Here is a 17,713-nt window from a genome sequence, read left to right as displayed (position 1 = left end):
GATCAGCGTAGCCAGGCCGCCCACGGTCTGCAGCAGGCGGCCCCGTTTTTACAGCAGCGGCACGTCGGTGACGGCCTGCACCGATTCGCGCGTCTCGCCCTCGGCGACTTCAACGAGCTTCAGCCCCTGCGGCGTCACGTCGATCACCGCGAGGTCGGTGATGATGCGGTCGACCACGCCCACGCCGGTCAGCGGCAGGGTGCATTCGGGGATGATTTTGGTGCTGACCTTGCCATCCTTGCTGCGCGCCACGTGCTCCATCAGCACGATGACGCGGCCCACGCCCGCCACCAGATCCATGGCGCCGCCCATGCCTTTGACCATCTTGCCCGGGATCATCCAGTTGGCCAGATCGCCCTGGCCGGAGACCTGCATGGCGCCCAGAATGGACAGGTTGATCTTGCCGCCCCGGATCATGGCGAAGCTGTCGTGGCTGCCGAAAATGCTCGAGCCCGGCAGCGTCGTCACCGTCTGTTTGCCCGCGTTGATCAGGTCGGCATCGACCTCGTCGTCGGTGGGGAAAGGGCCGATGCCCAGCATGCCGTTCTCGCTTTGCAGCCAGACGTCCACGCCTTCGGGGACGTGGTTGGCCACCAGCGTGGGCAGGCCAATGCCCAGGTTCACATAAAAGCCGTCCTGCAGCTCGGCAGCCGCCTTGGCCGCCATTTGGTCACGATTCCAGGCCATGTTTCGTCCTTTGATGGGTCAGGGTGCAGGGTGCATGTCGCGGCGTCAGGCGGCCGGACGGGTGGTGCGCTGTTCGATGCGCTTTTCGGGCGTGGCGTTGAGCACGATGCGGTGCACGTAAATGCCCGGCAGGTGGACGGCGTCCGGGTCCATGGCGCCCACGTCGACGATCTCCTCGACCTCGACCACGCACACTTTGCCCGCCATGGCGGCGGCCGGGTTGAAGTTGCGCGCCGTGCGGCGGAACTGCAGGTTGCCGCTGGCGTCCGCGCGGTGCGCCTTGACCAGCGAGACCTCGGGCAGCAGCGCGCGCTCCATCACATAGGTTTTGCCGTCGAACTCGCGCGTTTCCTTGCCTTCGGCCACCAGCGTGCCCACGCCCGTCTGGGTGAAGAAAGCCGGGATGCCCGCGCCGCCCGCGCGCAGCTTTTCAGCCAGCGTGCCCTGGGGCGTGAACTCCAGCTCCAGCTCGCCGCTGAGGTACTGGCGCTCGAACTCCTTGTTCTCGCCGACGTAGCTGGAGATCATTTTTTTGATCTGCCGCGTCGCCAGCAGCTTGCCCAGGCCAAAGTTGTCCACACCGGCGTTGTTGGAGATCACCGTCAGGTTTTTGGCGCCGGTGGCCTGCAGGGCGTCGATCAGGGCCTCGGGGATGCCGCACAGGCCAAAGCCGCCGACAGCCAGGAGCTGGCCGTCGTGGATGAGTCCTGCCAGCGCGGCATCGGCGGAAGGGTAGATTTTGTTCATGTCCGACCTTGTGCTGAAAGAAAAGAAAGAAGATTCGCCCGGATCGCCTTCATTGCGATTCGGGCCGGATTCAGGCGAGAGACTCAGCGGGGGCAGGAACGCCGCCCGATTCGCGCAGCGTCACCAGCGCCTGGCGCAGCGGCGCAGGCAGGGCGATGGCCTTACCGGCTTCGTAGTGCACCCACACCACCGTGGCGCCGCCGCGCGCCAGCGGCACGTCGGGCGCATCGGTGCGGGCCATCGTGATGTAGGTGTCGAAGCTGGACCGGCCGATCTCGCCCAGGAAGTGCGTCACGCGCAGCGTGGCCGGGTGGGTGATCTGGGCCAGGAAGTTGCAGAAGGCATTGATGACCACCGGGCCGGTGCCGGGCGCGACGGCCTCGGCGGCGCCGGGCTGGGTGGCGTAAAGATCCTGCAGCATCTCGATGCGCGCCGATTCCATGTAGCGGAAATAGATCGCGTTGTTGATGTGCTGGAAAGCGTCCATGTCCCCCCAGCGGGTGGGGATGTCACAGTGGTGGACCCGGACGATGTCGGAGGGCAGATCCAGTTTCATGGGCAGCAGGCTCTTGATGCGATGCACCATTCTAGCGGCAGCCCGCCGCGCATCCTGCCAGCGATGCGGTCAACGGCGCGCCGCAGGCACCAGGCGCAGGATCAGCGGCATCACCAGCAGCGCCAGCACGATGCCAATCACATCGGCCACGACATCGTGCCAGTCCGACTGGCGCGTGGGCGTCAGCGCCTGCAGCACCTCGATGGCCACGCCAAACAGCACCAGCAGCGCCAGCGGCACACTGCGGTGACGCGGAAACGCCAGGCAGCCCAGCACCGTCAGCACGAAAAACGCCAGCACATGGTTGGATTTGTCCCAGCCGGTGCTCAGCGCTTCCGGCACGCTGGGCACCAGCGCCAGAACCAGGGTAGCGCACAGCCCCGCCACGAACACGAGTCGCCAGGGGCGCTGCGCCCGCTCGGGATCAGAGAGAAAAGACAGCTTCATGTCAGCATTGTGGCATGGGTGGGTATCCAGGCGATCAAAGATGCCCGCGCCGGGAAAGTGACCCGCGCGGCCAGTCTGGATGATCTGATGAACGATCTGAATGCGGACGCCTGATTACACGGGACAATTCAGACGGGATTACCGGCGTGAGGCAAAGGGCCGCTTTCGCACGACGCTGGATTCAGAGATGCGCGCGATTTTGTCGCTGCTTCTGGCGGATCTGCCTCTGGAGCCACGCCACCGCGATCACGCTCTGACGGGGGACTGGAGCGATCATCGCGACTGCCATATCAAGCCCGATCTGGTTCTCGTTTACCAAAAACCGGACGCGCACACTTTGCGGCTGGTGCGGCTGGGCTCGCACGCAGAACTGGGGCTTTAGACCCTGCCCACCCTCACAGCGGCTTGTAAGCAATCGCCTCAATCTCCACCTTGCAGTCCACCATCATGGCTGACTGCACGCAGGAGCGGGCGGGGGGTGGGCCGGTGAAATAGCTCTGGTAGATGCGGTTGAAGGTCCAGAAATCGCGCGTGTCGTCCAGCCAGACGGTCATTTTGATGACGTCGTCCAGCGTGCAGCCCGCCAGCGCCAGCACTTTTTTGACGTTGGCGAAGGTGCGGTGGGTCTGGGCTTCGATGCCGCCGGGTTCGATCTCGCCGTTCTCGCCCATGGCGACCTGGCCGGAGATGTAGACAAAATCCCCCGCGCGCACGGCGGGCGAGAAGGGCAGGCGCTGGCCACCGGCGCCGGACGGGGTGTGGCCAAAATGTTCGCGGTGTGCGGTCATGGGTTTCCTCGGGGATTTTTTGAAGCGCTTATTTGACGGCGCCGCTGGACAGGCCCTGGACCATGTAGCGCTGCATCCAGGCGAAAAGCACCGCCACGGGCACCACGGCGCAGACGGTGGCGGCCATGACCAGCTCCCATTTGACGACGTACTGCCCGGCGACCATATTGGTCACCAGCACGGTCAGGGTCTGGTTTTCTTCTGAGCGGATCAGGGTGTAGACCACCGCGAACTCGTTCCAGGCGTTGACGAAGGTGAACAGCGCCGTCACCGCCATGGCGGGCACCGCCAGCGGCAGGAAGACCTTGAACACCGTGCGCACCGCACCCGAGCCTTCAAGCCAGGCCGATTCTTCCAGGTCGCGCGGAATGCTCTGAAAATAGGACGACAGCATCCACACCGCAAAAGCGATGCCGAAAGCGCTGTACGCAATCACCACGCCCAGGCGCGAATCAACCAGGTTGCCGCCGTCAAACCAGGGCGTGACGGCGGCCATTTTGAACAGGCCCAGCACCAGCAGGATGGGCGAAAGCATCTGCGTGATCAGCAGAAACTGCCGGTAAGCGCCCTGGCCGCGAAACTGCAGCCGCGCAAAAGCGTAGGCGGCCGGGACGCTGACGATCAGCGTCAGCACGGTGGCCGACAGCGAGACCAGCAGGCTGTTGAACAGCGCCGTGCCAAAGCCGGTCTGCGTCCACATGTCGCTGAAATTGCGCCACTGCCAGACCTGCGGCAGCCAGCGCGCGGGGTAGACGTAGATTTCGCTGGCCGGTTTGACGGCGGTCAGAAACATCACCGCAAAGGGAAAAATCACCACGACCACCAGCGGCGAGAGCACCAGCCAGCAGATCAGGCTGCGGCGCAGTTTGGCGGCGTTCATGCGGCGCTCCCTTCGGCGCCCGAGCCCGAACCGGCTCGCCCCTGCAGCCGGGCGTAAATGATGGTGAAGGTCAGCAGCAGCGCCAGCATCATCAGCGAGATGGCGGCGGCCTCGCCCGGACGGCCCAGGCGGAAGCCTAGCTGGTAAAGGTAAGTGACCATGATGTGGGTGGCGTTGTCCGGCCCGCCCTGGGTCATGATCCAGATGATGGGAAACGAGTTGAACACGTAGATCACGTTCAGCACGATGGCCATATTGATGAAGGGCCGCAGCAGCGGCAGCGTCAGGCGGCGGAACTGCTGCCAGCTCGAAGCGCCTTCCATGTCGGCAGCCTCGTAAATGTCGGTGGGGACGGACGACAGCCCGCCCAGAAAAATCGTCACGGTGAAGGGAACGGACACCAGAATGCCCACCCCGACTTCCACCCAGAAGGCCATCTGGCCATTGGCCAGCCAGGAAATCGGCCCGGATATCAGCCCCAGACTGCCCAGCGAGGCGTTGACCATGCCGTACTGGTCATTGAAAGCCCAGCGCCAGACGATGGCCGTCATGGTCAGCGACACCGCCCAGGGCAGCATCACGATGGTTCGCGCCAGCCCCCGCCCGTAAAAATCGCGCTGCAGCACCAGCGACACCGGAATCGACACCAGAATGGTGCCGCCCACCACGCAGACCGTCCACTGCAGCGTGCGCCAGACCACCTGCCCGAACACCGGGTCGGCCAGCACTTGCTGGAAATTCGCCAGGCCCGTGAAGCCACGCACCGCGCCGAAGCGCGAGATCTCGTGCAGCGAGTGGTTGACGATGGTGTAGAAGGGGTAGCCGATGATGGCCACCGCCAGCAGCAGGCTGGGCGCAATCAGCGCCCAGGCCACCGCCGGGCGGCGGGTGGGATCCGGGCTCATGCTTTACTGGCTCAGCTTGGTGTTGGCCTCGGCGGCGGCCTTGTCCAGCGCGGCTTTGGGCTGGGCCTTGCCCAGATAGACGGCCTGCATGGCGTTGGTCACCGCCTGCGCCGTGTCCTCCCAGCCGGTCACCAGCGGGGCAAACTTGGCGTTGGGCAGCAGGGCAACAAACTTCGACAGCACCGGGTCCCTGGCGAACACCGGGTCTTCGGCCACGGCCTTGGTCACGGGCAGGAAGCCTTCGTTCTTGTCGAATTCGACGCGCGCTTCCTTGCTGAAGATGTAGCCCAGAAACTTCTTCGCGGTCTCCTTCTCTTTGGACGACTTGAACATCATGATCGAGTCGGTCACGCCGTAAGTGACGTTCTTGCCGCCATTGGGCAGGCCGGTGATGCCGTACTGCAGCTTGGGCGCGTCCTTGGCGATCTGCTTGGCCAGCGGCGGAATGGTGATGACCATGCCCAGTCGCCCCTGCTTGAACAGGCCGTGCAGGTCTTCGCGGCTGTAGCCGGTGACGCCGGGCTCGGTCAGGCCCTGGTCAATCATGCTCTTGTACAGCGTCGCGGCCTTGACCCCGGCGGCCGAGTTGAAAGCGGCCTTGCCCGAAGCATCGACCACGTCGCCGCCCATGCTCCACAGGCCGTAGTAGAAGTAGACGTCGGTCTCGATTTCCTTGCCCTGGACGCCAAACCCATAAGCGCCTGCGGCCTTGATTTTTTTGGCGGCAGCGACCACGTCATCCCAGGTCTTGGGGCCGTTGGGGAAACCGGCCTTGGTCATCAGATCCTTGTTGTAAAACAGGGCGCGGGCGCTGGCCGCCATGGGCAGGCCATACAGCTTGCCCTGGATGGTCGCAGGCTTGAGGAAGGCGGGCACGAAGCGGCCTTTCAGCTCGGGGCTCAGGCCGTCCAGCGGCTCGGCGATGTCGTCCTTCACAAAATCCAGCAGCCAGCGCGTGCCGATGACGGCGATATCTGGCGCGCTGTTGCCGCCGATGTCCGTCTGCAGTTTCTGCTGCAGGTTGTCCCAGCTGACCACTTCGACCTTGACCTGATCGCCGGGGTTGGCTTTCTCGAAGCCTTTGGCCATCTGCTCGATCCACGTCTTGGTGTAGTCGCTGTAGCTGGGAATGGTGACGCGGAGGGTGCCCGCGTGCGCGGACGTCAGGCTGGCCAGACCGAGCACACAGGCGCTGGCCCACTGGATCAGGGAAGGTTTGATCATGACGGTGTCCTCGAAAAAGGGGAAGGAATCAACAAAGGCAGGGAGGGCGATGGGCCGCAGTCCGGAATCGGTCTGTGTGTTTTTATCCTACATCGCTGCGGCAATATGCCCATCATGGAAAACCCTGGTCGATTTATTTTTCTATAAAAAACAATTGTTTGAATGATTTTTTATTGCTTGCCCAGCCTTTGCCGCAGATGGACAGGTTGAGTAAATTGTCTACATTTGCTAAGGTCCGTAAGGTCTGAACCCTGCGGCTGAATCCCGCCAAAGCGCCTTTCCTGTCTGGATCTGCATGACTGCTACTGACCGCCCTGATCCTGTCCACTGTGCCGTTCGCTCGGTTTATGCCTACGCTTTTGACGTGGCCGAAACGGGCGTGGACGCCATGGCCGATCACCTGCGCGGCAGCGGCTTCAACGGCCTGACGCTGGCCCTGAGCTACCACGCGGGCAAGTTCCTGCGGCCGCAATCCAGAAGCAGCGCGGTGGTGTTCCCGCAGGACGGCGTGGTTTATTTCGACCCGGACAGGGCGCGCTATGGCGAGCTGACCCCCCAGCCGCACAGCGAGGCCGCTGTGCGCAGCGTGGCCCGCGCCTGGCAGGACAGCGTCGCCACACAAGGCCTGGCGCTACACGCCTGGACGGTGCTGCTGCACAACAGCCGCCTGGGCGCGCTGCACCCGCAGTACACGGCGCGCAACGCGCTGGGCGATGGCTATGTTTACAGCCTGTGCCCGTCGCACGCGGCGGTGCGCGAGTACGCCGTGGCGCTGTGCGCCGACATCGCCCGCCTGGAACCGGCCAGCCTGGTGCTGGAAACGCCCGGCTGGCTGCCTTACGCCCACGGCTATCACCACGAATTTGCCCAAGTGCGCAGCAACCCCTGGCTGGAACAGCAGCTGGGCCTGTGCTTCTGCCCGGCCTGTGTTCGCCTGGGGCAGGCGCGCGGCCTGGACGCCCCGGCCCTGCGCGCCCGTACCGCGCAGCGCATCCAGCGCTATCTGCACGCGCCGGTGGATGCCCCGGCTGATATGGCGCAGGCCTGGCTGCAGGCCGATCTGGTCGCCGACCCCGAGCTGGCCGCCTGGCATCGCCTGCGCCAGGAGACCGTCACCGCGCTGGTCGCCGACATCCGCGCTGCGCTGCCCGCGCGCGTGGCCCTGGGCGTTATCCCCAGCGTGCAGCGGCCCAGCAGTCTGGCCTACCTGGAAGGCAGCGACTGGGCCGCGCTGGCCCGCACGGCCGACTGGGTGGAAGTGCCTTTTTACGAGCCCGACGCCGCCCGCGTTGCCGCCGACGCCTGGGACGTGTGTTGCCGCGTGGGCGAAGACGCTGTGCGCCAGCGCCGCGTGCGCGCCATCCTGCGCCCCGGCCCGCCCGATCTGGGCGACGGCCGCGAGGTGGCGCAGGCGCTGGAAGCCCTCGCCCAGGCTGGCATTGCCGATGTCAGCTTTTACAACCACGGCCTGCTGCGTGCCGCGCACTGGCAGCGGCTGGCAGCGACTTTGCGCGGGCATGCGCCAGCCACAGTTTTAGGAGTTTCCCCATGACGACACGGTTTTCTCCAGCAGATCGCTCCGCCGCCCGCCGCGTCACCCTGGTCACCGGCGCCTGTGGCGGAATCGGCCTGGGCCTGTGCCGTCGCGTGCTGCAGGCGGGCGATGTGCTGATCGCGCTGGATCACGATGCCGCTGCGCTGGCCGCGCTGCCCGAGCGTCTGGCGCAGGAGGGTGTCAGTGCCCATGATCTGGCCCGATGGCATCCGCTCGCCGCCGACATCACCGACGCGCCCGCGCTGGAAGCGGCGCTGGCCGCCGTCACCGCACAGACTGGCCCGGTGGATGTTCTGGTGGCCAACGCGGGCGCCGCCCGGGGTCTGACGCTGCAGGGCACGCAGCGCGCCGACTGGCACGCCGACATCGATCTGAACCTGAACGGCACCTACCACTGCGTCGAGGCGGTGCGGGCGGCCATGATGCAGCGCCGCAGCGGGCAGCTGGTGCTGATCGGGTCGGTCAACGCGCTGGCGGCGCTGGGCCACCCGGCCTACAGCGCGGCCAAGGCGGCGCTGATCAGCTACACCCGCGCGCTGGCGCTGGAACTGGGCCCGCACGGCATCCGCGCCAACATCGTGCTGCCCGGCACCGTCAAAACCCCCGCCTGGCAGGCGCGCGCCGACAAGAATCCGCAGGTTTTCGAACAGCTGCGCAAGTGGTATCCGCTGGGCGATTTCGCCACGCCGGACGACATCGCCAGCGCCGTGCTTTTCCTGGCGTCGGACGCGGCGCGCGTCATCACCGGCGTGGCCCTGCCGGTCGATGGCGGGCTGATGGCCGGGGTGCGCCCGCTGGCCGCCGAGCTGACCCAGGCCGATATCTGACGCCGCAGGGCGCCCCACAACCCCTCACGACCCTTTCACGAACCCCGAAGGAGAACCCCATGGCCCAGCTTCAGCTCTCGCAGCTGCGCAAGCAGTTTGGCGCGACGCAGGTCGTGCACGGCATCGATCTGGACATTGCCGATGGCGAATTTGTGGTGCTGGTCGGCCCCTCGGGCTGCGGCAAATCGACGCTCTTGCGCATGATCGCCGGGCTGGAAAGCATCAGCGGCGGCGAGCTGCGCGTGGGCGGCGTGCGTGCCAACGAGCTGCCGCCGCAAAAGCGCAACATCGCCATGGTTTTCCAGAGCTACGCGCTCTACCCGCACCTGTCGGTGTTCGAGAACATCGCCTTCGGACCGCGTTCGCGCGGCGAAGCCGAGGCCGATTTCCGGCCGCGCATCGAAAAGGCCGCCGGGATGCTCAACCTCTCGCACCTGCTGGATCGACTGCCGCGTGCGCTGTCGGGCGGCCAGCGCCAGCGCGTGGCCATGGGCCGGGCGGTGGTGCGCGAACCGGCGCTTTTCCTGTTCGACGAGCCGCTCTCCAACCTGGACGCCCAGTTGCGCGTGCAGATGCGCGCCGAAATCAAGACCCTGCACCAGCGCCTGCGCAACACCATCGTTTACGTGACGCACGACCAGGTCGAGGCCATGACCATGGCCGACCGCATCGTGGTGATGCGTGCGGGTTACGTCGAGCAGGTCGGGCGCCCGCTGGAGCTGTACGACAGCCCGGTCAACCGCTTTGTCGCCAGCTTTATCGGGTCGCCCGGCATGAACTTCGCCGAAGGGACCAGCCGCCTGCAGGGCGATGCGCTGGTGCTGGACGTGGCGGGAACCGCGTGGCCGCTGGGTGATCTGGCCCCGCGCGCGGGTCTGCAGCCCGGCCAGGCGCTGACCCTGGGCCTGCGCCCCGAACACCTGCGCCTGGCGGACAGCGGCCTGCCGATGACGGTGACGCTGGTGGAATCCACGGGCAGCGAGGCCCACGTCCACGGCCAGGTGCCCGGCTGCGACGCCCCCTGGTGCGTGGTGCTGCACGGCCGCACCGAACTGAAGGCGGGCGACACCGTGCACCTGCAGGTGCAGGAAGCACGCCTGGCGCATCTCTTTCACAGCGACAGCGGCCGCCATGTGCTGGCGCCGCAGGCCGCACCCGGCGCTGCGCTGGCCCGGGCCGCCTGAGGATGGCCATGACCGCTGACCTGATCTCCGCCCCGGAACTGGCGCTTTACCCCCACGCTGCGCGGCACCCGCTGGGCGAATCGCTGCACGCCCTGTGGCAGCAGCCGCTGCCTGCGGGCCAGAAGGGCCTGGCGCTGGACGGTCCGACGCCGCTGCCCGCCTGGCTGGCCCGCCGCCCCAGCGTGCGCGACGGCGACACCGGCTTTCCCCTGGCGGTTCTGGACCAGGGACGCCTTTTGCACAACGCGCAGTGGATGCAGCGCTTCTGCCAGCATCTGGGCGTATCGCTGGCGCCGCATGGCAAAACCACGATGAGCCCCGAGCTGTTTGATCTGCAGCTCCAGGCGGGCGCCTGGGGCATCACCGTGGCGACTTTCAGCCAGTTGCAGGCGGCCTACCGCATGGGCGTGCGCCGCCTGGTGGTGGCCAACCAGATCGTCTCGGGCGCCGAGCTGCGCGCCCTGCTGCGTCTGCTGGCATCGGACGCCAGCCTGTCGGTGATGATGCTGGTGGACGCGCTGGCCGGGGTCGAGCGTCTGCGCGACGCGCTGGCCGATCAGCCGCTGCGGGGTCAGCCGAACCAGCCCCACCCGTCGCACCAGAGCCTTGGCGTGCTGCTGGAGCTGGGCCAGCCCCAGGGCCGCGCCGGGCTGCGCGACGATGCGGCGGCGCTGGACATCGCCCGCGCCATCCACGCCACGCCCGGCCTGCGCCTGGCCGGGCTGGAGGTTTACGAGGGCCTGTTTGTCACGGCCCGGCGTGAGCACGATCTGGCTGGGGTGGATGCGCTGCTGGCGCGGCAGGTGCGCCTGGCGCAGCAGCTGGACGCGGCCGGGATGTTTGGTGCGCAGCAGCCTCAGGCGGGCGATGACGCCCAGCCGCCGATCTGGCTGTCAGCGGGCGGATCGGCCTTTTTTGACCGCGTGGCGCGTGGCCTGTCGGCCTGCCCGCCGCTCAGCCGCCCGCACCGCGTGCTGCTGCGCAGTGGCTGCTACCTGACGCACGACCACGGCTTCTATCACGGCCTGCTCGACGAGATGGCTGTACGCGAGCCGCAGATTTTTGCCGCCTTGCCCCCCAGTGGCCTTCTGCCCGCGCTGCAGGTCTGGGCCATGGTGCAGTCGCGGCCCGAGCCCGGCCTGGCCATTTTGACGATGGGCAAGCGCGACGCGTCTTTTGACATCGACCTGCCGCGCCCGCTGGCCTGGCATCGCCCGGGGCAGCCCGGCCCTATGACGCCCGTCCCGCAGTTGGCGCAAGAGGGCTGGCGCATCGACCGCATGAACGATCAGCACGCCTACCTGCGCCTGCCGCCCGGCAGCGCCGGTGATATTGCGCTGGCCGTGGGCGACATCGTGGCCTGCGGCATTTCCCACCCCTGCACCACCTTTGACCGCTGGACGCTGCTGCCCGTGTGCGACAGCGACGGGCGGGTCTGCGGGGCTGTCCACACCCAGTTTGGCTGACCATGAACGAACGATCCGCTCCTGACACGGCCGACGCTGCGGCGGCCGGAGAAGCCTCCGCCGCCGAAGGCTGGCTGCGCACCTCGCCGGGCCACCTGATCCCCGAGATCCGCGCCGCGCTGGACGGCCTGCGCCCGGCCGAGCGCCGCGTGGCCGAGGTGGTGCTGGCCGATGTCGATCACGCCATCCACGCCAGCATCACCGACCTGGCCGCGCGCGCCGGGGTCTCGGAGCCGACCGTGACGCGCTTTTGCCGCGCCGTGGGCTGCGAGGGTCTGCGCCGCTTCAAGATGCGCCTGGCGCAGAGCGTGGCGGGCGGCCTGAACTACACCAGCGCCAGCCTGACGCGCGACGACAGCACCTCGCAGCTGCTGGACAAGGTCAGCAGCGCCGCCATCGAGGGCCTGAACCACATGCGCCAGCTCGATACCGCGCAGGTCGAGGCGGCGCTCGATGCGCTCACTGCCGCCCACCGCATCTTCTTCATCGGCGTGGGCACCGGATCGGCCACGGTGGCGGCCAACGCGCAGCTGCAGTTTCTGCGCTTGGGCAAATCGGCGCACGCTTTTGGCGACACCCACCAGCAGCGTCTGTACTGCGGGCTGCTGCAGCCGGGCGATGCGCTGTTTGCCATCTCCAACAGCGGCGCCAGCGTCGAGATCGCGCAGTGCCTGGACATTGCCCGCGAACGCGGCGCCACCACCCTGGTGCTGACCAACCACCACGCGCCGCTGGCCAGCCGCGCCGATATTGCGCTGCTGCTGGGCCTGTCCAGCACCATAGACAGCCACACGCCGGGCGTTTCGCGCCTGGTGCACATGTGCGTGCTGGACGCCCTGATCACCGGCGTGGCGCTGCGCATCGACCGCAGCCAGCTCGACACCATGCGCCAGGCCAAAGCGCGCCTGCACCACCTGGTCGACACCGAATTCCGCCACTACAGCGACAGCCTGCGCCAGCGTGCGCCCCAATCATGAGCGATATTTCTCCCCGCACGGTGCTGCGCAACGCCCGCGTGTTCGACGGCAGCGGCAGCGCGCCCTACAGCGCCGATGTGCTGCTGGCCGATGGCCTGATCCGTCAGATTGCGCCCTGCGGCAGCCTTCCTCAGACAGCCGGGCAGGCCGAAACCGATCTGGACGGCCTGGCGCTGGCGCCCGGTTTCATCGACACCCACACGCACGACGACCGCCTGGCGCTGATCCAGCCGCAGATGTGGCCCAAGCTCAGCCAGGGCGTCACCACCGTCATCACCGGCAACTGCGGCCTGAGCCTGGCGCCCTGGCAGGCCCCGCTGGATCCGCCCCAGCCGCCCGCGCCGCTGACGCTGCTGGGCGCCTCGGCCGATTTTGTCTATGACCGCTTTGCCGATTACGCCCGCGCGGTGGATGCCGCGCAGCCCGCGCTGAATGTGGCCAGCCTGGTTGGCCACGCCACGCTGCGCCTGCGCTGCATGGCCGATACCGCCCGCGCTGCGACACCCGACGAGCTGGACGCCATGCGTGCCGTGCTGCGCGAATCGCTGCAGGCCGGGGCGCTGGGCCTGAGCAGCGGTGTGTTTTACGCCCCGGCACGTGCGGCGGGCCACGACGAGCTGGTTCCGCTGCTGCGCGATGTGGCGCAGCACGGCGGCCTTTACACCTCGCACATCCGCGACGAATACGCGGGCGTTCTGGACGCCCTGAACGAGGCCTGCGACGCGGGCGAAGCCGCCCTGGTGCCGGTGCTGCTGTCGCACCACAAATGCGCCGGTCCCGCCAACTGGGGCCGCACGGTCGAAACGCTGGCGCTGGTCGCCGAGCGCCAGCGCCGTCACCCCGTCCGCCTGGACGCTTATCCCTATCCGGCCGGATCGACCGTCCTGGACCCCGATTATGTGGATGGCGTCATCCGCATCATGATCTCCTGGTCCACCGCGCACCCGGAGATGGCCGGACGCGATCTGGCGGATATCGCCGTGCTGTGGGGCGTGGACCAGAAAGAAGCGGCGCGGCGCCTGATGCCCGCAGGCGCGGTCTACTTCCAGATGCGCGAGGACGACGTGCGCCGCGTGCTGTCCTTCCCGCACACCATGATCGGGTCCGACGGCCTGCCGCACGACCAGCACCCGCACCCGCGCCTGTGGGGCACTTTCACCCGCGTGCTGGGCCACTACAGCCGCGACGAGGGCCTGTTCCACCTCGCCGAAGCCGTGCGCCGTATGACGAGCCTGCCCGCCGACACCTTTGGCCTGTCGGGGCGCGGACGCATCCGCCCGGGGCTCGCTGCCGATCTGGTCGCTTTTGATCCGGACACGGTGCGCGACCGCGCCACCTTCGAGCAGCCCTGCCTGCCTTCCGAGGGCATCGCCCACGTCTGGGTGGCGGGCGTTCAGGCGGTGCACGACGGCCAGGCCACGGGCGCGCGCGCCGGTCGCTGGCTGCGCCGACAGCGCGAGCGCTTTGGCGACTGTGCCACGCCCGTGCAGGAGGCCGCATGAATTTCCCCGGCCTGATTGGCGTGGACTGGGGTTCAACCCACAGCCGCGCCCTGCTGATCGCCCCGGACGGCGAATGTCTGCAGCAACGCACCGGGGGGCCCGGTGCCAAAGCGCTGGCCGGGCAGGGCGCTGCCGCCTGGGCGCAGGCCCTGCAGACGCTGCTGGGGGACTGGCTTCCCGGTCACGCCCACCTGCCTGTGCTGCTGTGCGGCATGGTGGGCAGCGCGGCGGGCTGGTGTCACGCACCTTATGTGGATGTGGCCGCCGATCTGGTGGTGACGGCTGATACGCTCGCTGAAGTCATGTCTGGCCTGCCCCGGCCGCCGGAATCGTCCTTGCCGACGATGATGGCCGTGGTGCCCGGCCTGCGCCACCCGGCGCCCGTGGCTGCCCCCGGCGCGCTGCCCGATTTCAGCGACATCCTGCGCGGCGAGGAAACCCAGATCCTGGGCGCGCTGGCGCTGTGTCTGCAGGCGGACTGCGTCATCCTGCCGGGCACGCACAGCAAGTGGGCGCCGGTGGACGGGCAGGGCCGCATCCAGGGCTTTTCGACCTGGTGGACAGGCGAGCTGTTCGAGCTGGCCACGCAGCACAGCCTGCTGGGCCAGGCCATGTCGGGCAGCGGCTGGGACGAGGCCGCGTTTGACCAGGGCGTCGCGACCGCGCTGGCGCGGCCCGACTGGCTGCACCAGCTTTTTGGCGTTCGCGCCCGGGGCGTTCTGGGCGAGATGGCTCCCGAGCGCCTGCACGCTTTCCTGTCCGGCCTGCTGCTGGCCTACGAATGCTCGGCGGCGCTGGCGCGGCATGGTCTGCCGCCGCAGGCGCGGCTGGTGCTGGTCTGCGGACCGGCGCTGGCGACGCCGTACCAGCGCGTGCTGAAGCACCTGGGCCGGGAGGCCACGCTGGTCGATGGCAGTACCGCCGTGGCGCGGGGGCTGGCGCAGCTGGCGGCTGCGGCCGGGTTGACCTCCGCCTTCAACGGGAGAGCCTCATGAGCGCCGACACCCTGGCGCGTTACGAGGCGGCGCTGGCCGAACTGCCGCTGGTCGCCATCCTGCGCGGCATCACGCCGCAGGAGGTTGATGGCGTCGCCGAGGTTCTGTTTGAGGCCGGGTGGCGCGTGCTGGAAGTGCCGCTGAACTCGCCCCAGCCGCTGGACAGCATCGCCCGACTGGCCCAGCGCATGGGCGAGCGCCTGGTGGTGGGTGCGGGCACGGTGCTGGACGTGGCCTCGGTGGCCGACGTGGCGGCGGCAGGCGGGCAGCTGGTGCTGTCACCCAACTTCAACCCGGCCGTGGTGACGGCGACGCGCGCGGCTGGCATGGTCAGTGTGCCGGGGGTGCAGACGGCCACCGAATGCTTTGCCGCTCTGGAGGCGGGCGCCGGGCGGTGCGCTGCGGGCGCGGGGGTCGGGCTGCTGCTGACACGCGCCTGCTGGATCGCGGCGCCGGCCTGATCCCCGTGGCTGAGCCGGAACACCGACACCGCACCCAGCATGGTCTGCGACTGCTGGCGCAGGCTCTCGGCGGCGGCGGCAATTTCTTCCACCAGCGCGGCGTTCTGCTGCGTGCCCTGATCCAGCTGCGTGATGGCGTTGCTGACCTGGTTGATGCCGCTGGTCTGCTCCGAGGTGGCGGCGTTGATTTCGGCGATCAGGTCGGTCACGCGGCGCACCTGGTTGACGATGTCGCGCATGGTCTCACCGGCCTCGCCCACCAGGCGGCTGCCTCCGGCCACGGTTTCCACCGAACTGGAGATCAGACCCTTGATCTCCTTGGCGGCGCCTGCGCTGCGCTGCGCCAGGTTGCGCACTTCGCCCGCCACCACGGCAAAGCCACGGCCCTGTTCGCCCGCACGGGCGGCTTCCACGGCCGCGTTCAGCGCCAGGATGTTGGTCTGGAAGGCGATGCCGTCGATCACGCCGATGATGTCGTTGATCTTCTGGCTGGAGGCGCTGATGTCCTGCATGGTCTGCACCACGCGGTCCACCACCTGCCCGCCGCGCGCCGCGACTTCCGCTGCCGAGTTGGCCAGCTGGCTGGCCTGCTGCGCGCTGTCGGCGTTCTGGGCCACGGTGCTGGTCATCTGGTGCATGCTGGCGGCGGTGTGCTGCAGCGAGCTGGCGGTGTTTTCGGTGCGCTGCGACAGGTCCTGGTTGCCGCTGGCGATTTCCGCCGACGCGACCACGATGCTGTCCGCCGAATGGCGCACCTGGCCGATCAGGCTGACCAGCGACTGCTGCATGGCGCCCATGGAGGCCAGCACGCTGCCCGCAGGCGCGGACTGCGCCCCGTCAATGGCGCGCAGATCGCCCGAAGCGACGTTCTGCACCAGCTCGCTCAGGCGGTTGGGTTCGGCGCCCAGGGCGCGGCCCAGGCTGCGTGTGATCAGCGTGGCGGCGACGACCCCCAGCACGATGGACAGACCCGCCAGCGCCAGCATCAGCGTCAGTGCGGTTTCGTACTCGTCCTGACCGGCTTTGGCCGTTTTGACCGCGACCTGGCCCGATTCACCCAGGAAAGTGCCCAGCTCGCCGACCAGTTTGGCCAGCGCCGGGCTGCATTCGGTCTTGATGCGCTGACCCGCCAGCTCATGTTCGCCCGCCAGCAGGTTGGCCACGATGGACTGGGCCACCGGCCGGTAGATGGCCTCGGTGGCCTCCACTTTTTTCGCTTCTGCCAGCAGCGCGGGCTGGACGTTGTCGACCTGGCTGAGCCGGTCTTTGAGGCTGGCCAGCGAGCGGTCGATTTTGGCGTCCTGCTCCTTGACGCGTTCGCTCAGCCGGGTGACCGACGCCGCGTCATCGTGCTGGATGGCCATGTCGCGGATGGCGATCGCCCGCGCGTTGACCGCGTCGATCATGTCGTTGGCCGCCAGCTCGATCTTGGAGACCTGGCTGATGTGGTTCTGGTAGCGGGCGTTGGCCTCGTGGACTTCATAGCTGCCCAGTCCGGCCATGACGGCCAGACCGGTGGCCAGAATGCCAAAGCCCAGCGTCAGCTGGCCCCGGACGGTGAGCTTGCTCAGATTCATGAAGGGCTCCAGCAGATCAGTGTGTGTGGTGAAAAGAGAGGGCAGGGAAGGGACGCCGCACAGCGCTCAGTGCAGCTGCTGGCTCTGGTTGAGCTGCATGTCGGCCATGAGCTGTTCGATGTCGGTCAGGATCAGCATGCGCTGCGCTTCGGCGCCACTGCTGTCCACGCTGCTGAGCGTCGCCAGGCCCTGGATGTAGCTGGCGTCCAGGTTGCCGCTGAAATCGGGCGCGGGGCGGATGTCCTCGGCGCGCAGGCGCACCACGTCGCTGACCGAATCGACCACCAGCCCAACCACGCTGTGCGTCAGGTTCAGCACGATGACCACGGTGAAATCGTCGTAGCGGATGTCGTCCAGATACAGGCGCAGGCGCAGGTCGGCGATGGGTACGATGACGCCGCGCAGGTTGACCACGCCTTTGACGTAGCCGGGCGCGCCAGCGATGCGCGTGGGCGGCTCGTAAGAGCGGATCTCCTGGACCTTCAGGATGTCGATGGCGTACTCTTCCGAGCCGACGCGGAAGCTCAGGTACTCCTGCGCCGGGGCCATGACGCCCGAGGCGGGAGCCGGTTTGCTGGAAACAACGGTCGTGTCTGTATTCATGAAGGTCTCGCCAGAAGGGGGGGTGAGCAAAGAGCGGCCCGAAGGCTTCTGGGTGTGTATCGGCAGCGTGCGGCCAAACCCAAGGGCGGAGGCGTCCGGTCTTGCGCTGAATTAAGGGCGAAGCGCGGGGCATTTCCGCCTTTGGGCTGTGCGCCCTGCGCCGGCTGGTGTGGGGCGGATTTCTGTCATAATGCGTGCCTCTTCGGGCGGTGTCTGCCTCCGCCCATGCATTCCTGCCGGAGTGGCGAAATCGGTAGACGCAGGGGATTCAAAATCCCCCGCCTTCACAGGCGTGCCGGTTCGAGTCCGGCCTTCGGCACCATCACCCCCAC

The 17,713-nt window shown here is 67.7% G+C and carries 19 protein-coding genes, 1 tRNA gene and 1 pseudogene; 11 read left to right on the top strand and 10 right to left on the bottom strand.

The window, feature by feature from the left end; translation table 11 throughout:
* Positions 1 to 48: 48 nt before the first annotated feature.
* The 4 genes from RV045_RS03610 to RV045_RS03595 all read right to left on the bottom strand — a co-directional run bounded on the left by RV045_RS03610 (position 49) and on the right by RV045_RS03595 (position 2,437).
* Positions 49 to 687: a 3-oxoacid CoA-transferase subunit B gene (locus RV045_RS03610; protein WP_423234402.1), complete on the bottom strand. Its 639-nt coding sequence runs from the start codon at positions 685 to 687 to the stop codon at positions 49 to 51.
* 45 nt (positions 688 to 732) lie between these two features.
* Positions 733 to 1,434, bottom strand: a complete 702-nt coding sequence (locus RV045_RS03605; protein WP_423234401.1) for a CoA transferase subunit A — start codon at positions 1,432 to 1,434, stop codon at positions 733 to 735.
* 70 nt (positions 1,435 to 1,504) lie between these two features.
* Positions 1,505 to 1,990 carry an acyl-CoA thioesterase gene (locus tag RV045_RS03600; protein ID WP_423234400.1) on the bottom strand — a complete coding sequence of 162 codons (486 nt, stop codon included), beginning with the start codon at positions 1,988 to 1,990 and terminating at the stop codon, positions 1,505 to 1,507.
* Positions 1,991 to 2,059: 69 nt separating this feature from the next.
* Complete coding sequence (locus RV045_RS03595; RefSeq protein WP_423234399.1) at positions 2,060 to 2,437, bottom strand: VanZ family protein; 378 nt, start codon at positions 2,435 to 2,437, stop codon at positions 2,060 to 2,062.
* 100 nt (positions 2,438 to 2,537) lie between these two features.
* Here RV045_RS03595 and RV045_RS03590 point away from each other — a divergent pair, with 100 nt between their 5' ends.
* Positions 2,538 to 2,819: a type II toxin-antitoxin system YafQ family toxin gene (locus RV045_RS03590; RefSeq protein WP_423234398.1), complete on the top strand. Its 282-nt coding sequence runs from the start codon at positions 2,538 to 2,540 to the stop codon at positions 2,817 to 2,819.
* A 13-nt stretch (positions 2,820 to 2,832) separates the two neighbouring features.
* Here the strand turns inward: RV045_RS03590 and RV045_RS03585 are convergent, their stop codons facing one another.
* The 4 genes from RV045_RS03585 to RV045_RS03570 are packed head-to-tail and all read right to left on the bottom strand — an operon-like array spanning position 2,833 to position 6,234.
* On the bottom strand, positions 2,833 to 3,225 hold the full coding sequence (locus RV045_RS03585; RefSeq protein WP_423234397.1) for a RidA family protein: 393 nt from the start codon (positions 3,223 to 3,225) through the stop codon (positions 2,833 to 2,835).
* A 28-nt stretch (positions 3,226 to 3,253) separates the two neighbouring features.
* A complete protein-coding gene (locus tag RV045_RS03580; RefSeq protein ID WP_423234396.1) occupies positions 3,254 to 4,105 on the bottom strand; it encodes a carbohydrate ABC transporter permease in 852 nt (283 codons plus the stop codon).
* A complete protein-coding gene (locus RV045_RS03575) occupies positions 4,102 to 5,010 on the bottom strand; it encodes a carbohydrate ABC transporter permease (RefSeq protein ID WP_423234395.1) in 909 nt (302 codons plus the stop codon). Before RV045_RS03575 ends, RV045_RS03580 begins: the two co-directional genes overlap by 4 nt.
* Before the next feature lie 3 nt (positions 5,011 to 5,013).
* Entirely contained in the window at positions 5,014 to 6,234 is a 1,221-nt protein-coding gene (locus tag RV045_RS03570) for an ABC transporter substrate-binding protein (protein ID WP_423234394.1), read from the bottom strand.
* On the opposite strand from RV045_RS03570, the gene RV045_RS03565 reads away from it, so the two are divergent.
* The 9 genes from RV045_RS03565 to RV045_RS03525 all read left to right on the top strand — a co-directional run bounded on the left by RV045_RS03565 (position 6,233) and on the right by RV045_RS03525 (position 15,201).
* Positions 6,233 to 6,400, top strand: coding sequence for a hypothetical protein (locus RV045_RS03565; RefSeq protein WP_423234393.1), 168 nt, complete (start codon positions 6,233 to 6,235; stop codon positions 6,398 to 6,400). The two genes, RV045_RS03570 and RV045_RS03565, sit on opposite strands and share 2 nt — an antisense overlap.
* A gap of 129 nt (positions 6,401 to 6,529) precedes the next feature.
* Positions 6,530 to 7,786, top strand: coding sequence for a hypothetical protein (locus RV045_RS03560; RefSeq protein WP_423234392.1), 1,257 nt, complete (start codon positions 6,530 to 6,532; stop codon positions 7,784 to 7,786).
* A complete protein-coding gene (locus RV045_RS03555) occupies positions 7,783 to 8,616 on the top strand; it encodes an SDR family oxidoreductase (protein WP_423234391.1) in 834 nt (277 codons plus the stop codon). The genes RV045_RS03560 and RV045_RS03555 overlap by 4 nt, the downstream gene beginning before the upstream one ends.
* A gap of 59 nt (positions 8,617 to 8,675) precedes the next feature.
* Positions 8,676 to 9,800: an ABC transporter ATP-binding protein gene (locus tag RV045_RS03550; RefSeq protein WP_423234390.1), complete on the top strand. Its 1,125-nt coding sequence runs from the start codon at positions 8,676 to 8,678 to the stop codon at positions 9,798 to 9,800.
* Positions 9,801 to 9,808: 8 nt separating this feature from the next.
* Complete coding sequence (locus RV045_RS03545; RefSeq protein WP_423234389.1) at positions 9,809 to 11,266, top strand: type III PLP-dependent enzyme domain-containing protein; 1,458 nt, start codon at positions 9,809 to 9,811, stop codon at positions 11,264 to 11,266.
* Between the two features lie 2 nt (positions 11,267 to 11,268).
* Complete coding sequence (locus RV045_RS03540) at positions 11,269 to 12,243, top strand: MurR/RpiR family transcriptional regulator (protein ID WP_423234388.1); 975 nt, start codon at positions 11,269 to 11,271, stop codon at positions 12,241 to 12,243.
* Positions 12,240 to 13,745 (top strand): N-acyl-D-amino-acid deacylase family protein, encoded by a 1,506-nt coding sequence (locus RV045_RS03535; RefSeq protein ID WP_423234387.1) that lies wholly within the window; start codon positions 12,240 to 12,242, stop codon positions 13,743 to 13,745. Before RV045_RS03540 ends, RV045_RS03535 begins: the two co-directional genes overlap by 4 nt.
* The gene (locus tag RV045_RS03530) at positions 13,742 to 14,740 is read left to right on the top strand and encodes a 2-dehydro-3-deoxygalactonokinase (protein WP_423234386.1); all 999 of its coding nucleotides are present in this window, start codon (positions 13,742 to 13,744) and stop codon (positions 14,738 to 14,740) included. The genes RV045_RS03535 and RV045_RS03530 overlap by 4 nt, the downstream gene beginning before the upstream one ends.
* Positions 14,737 to 15,201 (top strand): beta/alpha barrel domain-containing protein, encoded by a 465-nt coding sequence (locus tag RV045_RS03525; protein ID WP_423234487.1) that lies wholly within the window; start codon positions 14,737 to 14,739, stop codon positions 15,199 to 15,201. Before RV045_RS03530 ends, RV045_RS03525 begins: the two co-directional genes overlap by 4 nt.
* Positions 15,202 to 15,329: 128 nt before the next feature.
* On the opposite strand, the pseudogene RV045_RS03520 reads toward RV045_RS03525, so the two are convergent.
* A pseudogene (locus RV045_RS03520) lies at positions 15,330 to 16,778 on the bottom strand (methyl-accepting chemotaxis protein); the annotation flags it as partial.
* A gap of 66 nt (positions 16,779 to 16,844) precedes the next feature.
* Entirely contained in the window at positions 16,845 to 17,381 is a 537-nt protein-coding gene (locus tag RV045_RS03515; protein ID WP_423234385.1) for a chemotaxis protein CheW, read from the bottom strand.
* Positions 17,382 to 17,616: 235 nt separating this feature from the next.
* Here RV045_RS03515 and RV045_RS03510 point away from each other — a divergent pair.
* Positions 17,617 to 17,703 (top strand) — tRNA-Leu (locus RV045_RS03510).
* Positions 17,704 to 17,713: the final 10 nt, after the last annotated feature.

It is taken from the genome of Amphibiibacter pelophylacis (assembly GCF_037688875.1).
GTDB lineage: Bacteria > Pseudomonadota > Gammaproteobacteria > Burkholderiales > Burkholderiaceae_C > Amphibiibacter > Amphibiibacter pelophylacis.
This window is presented reverse-complemented; position numbering and strand designations above follow the sequence as displayed.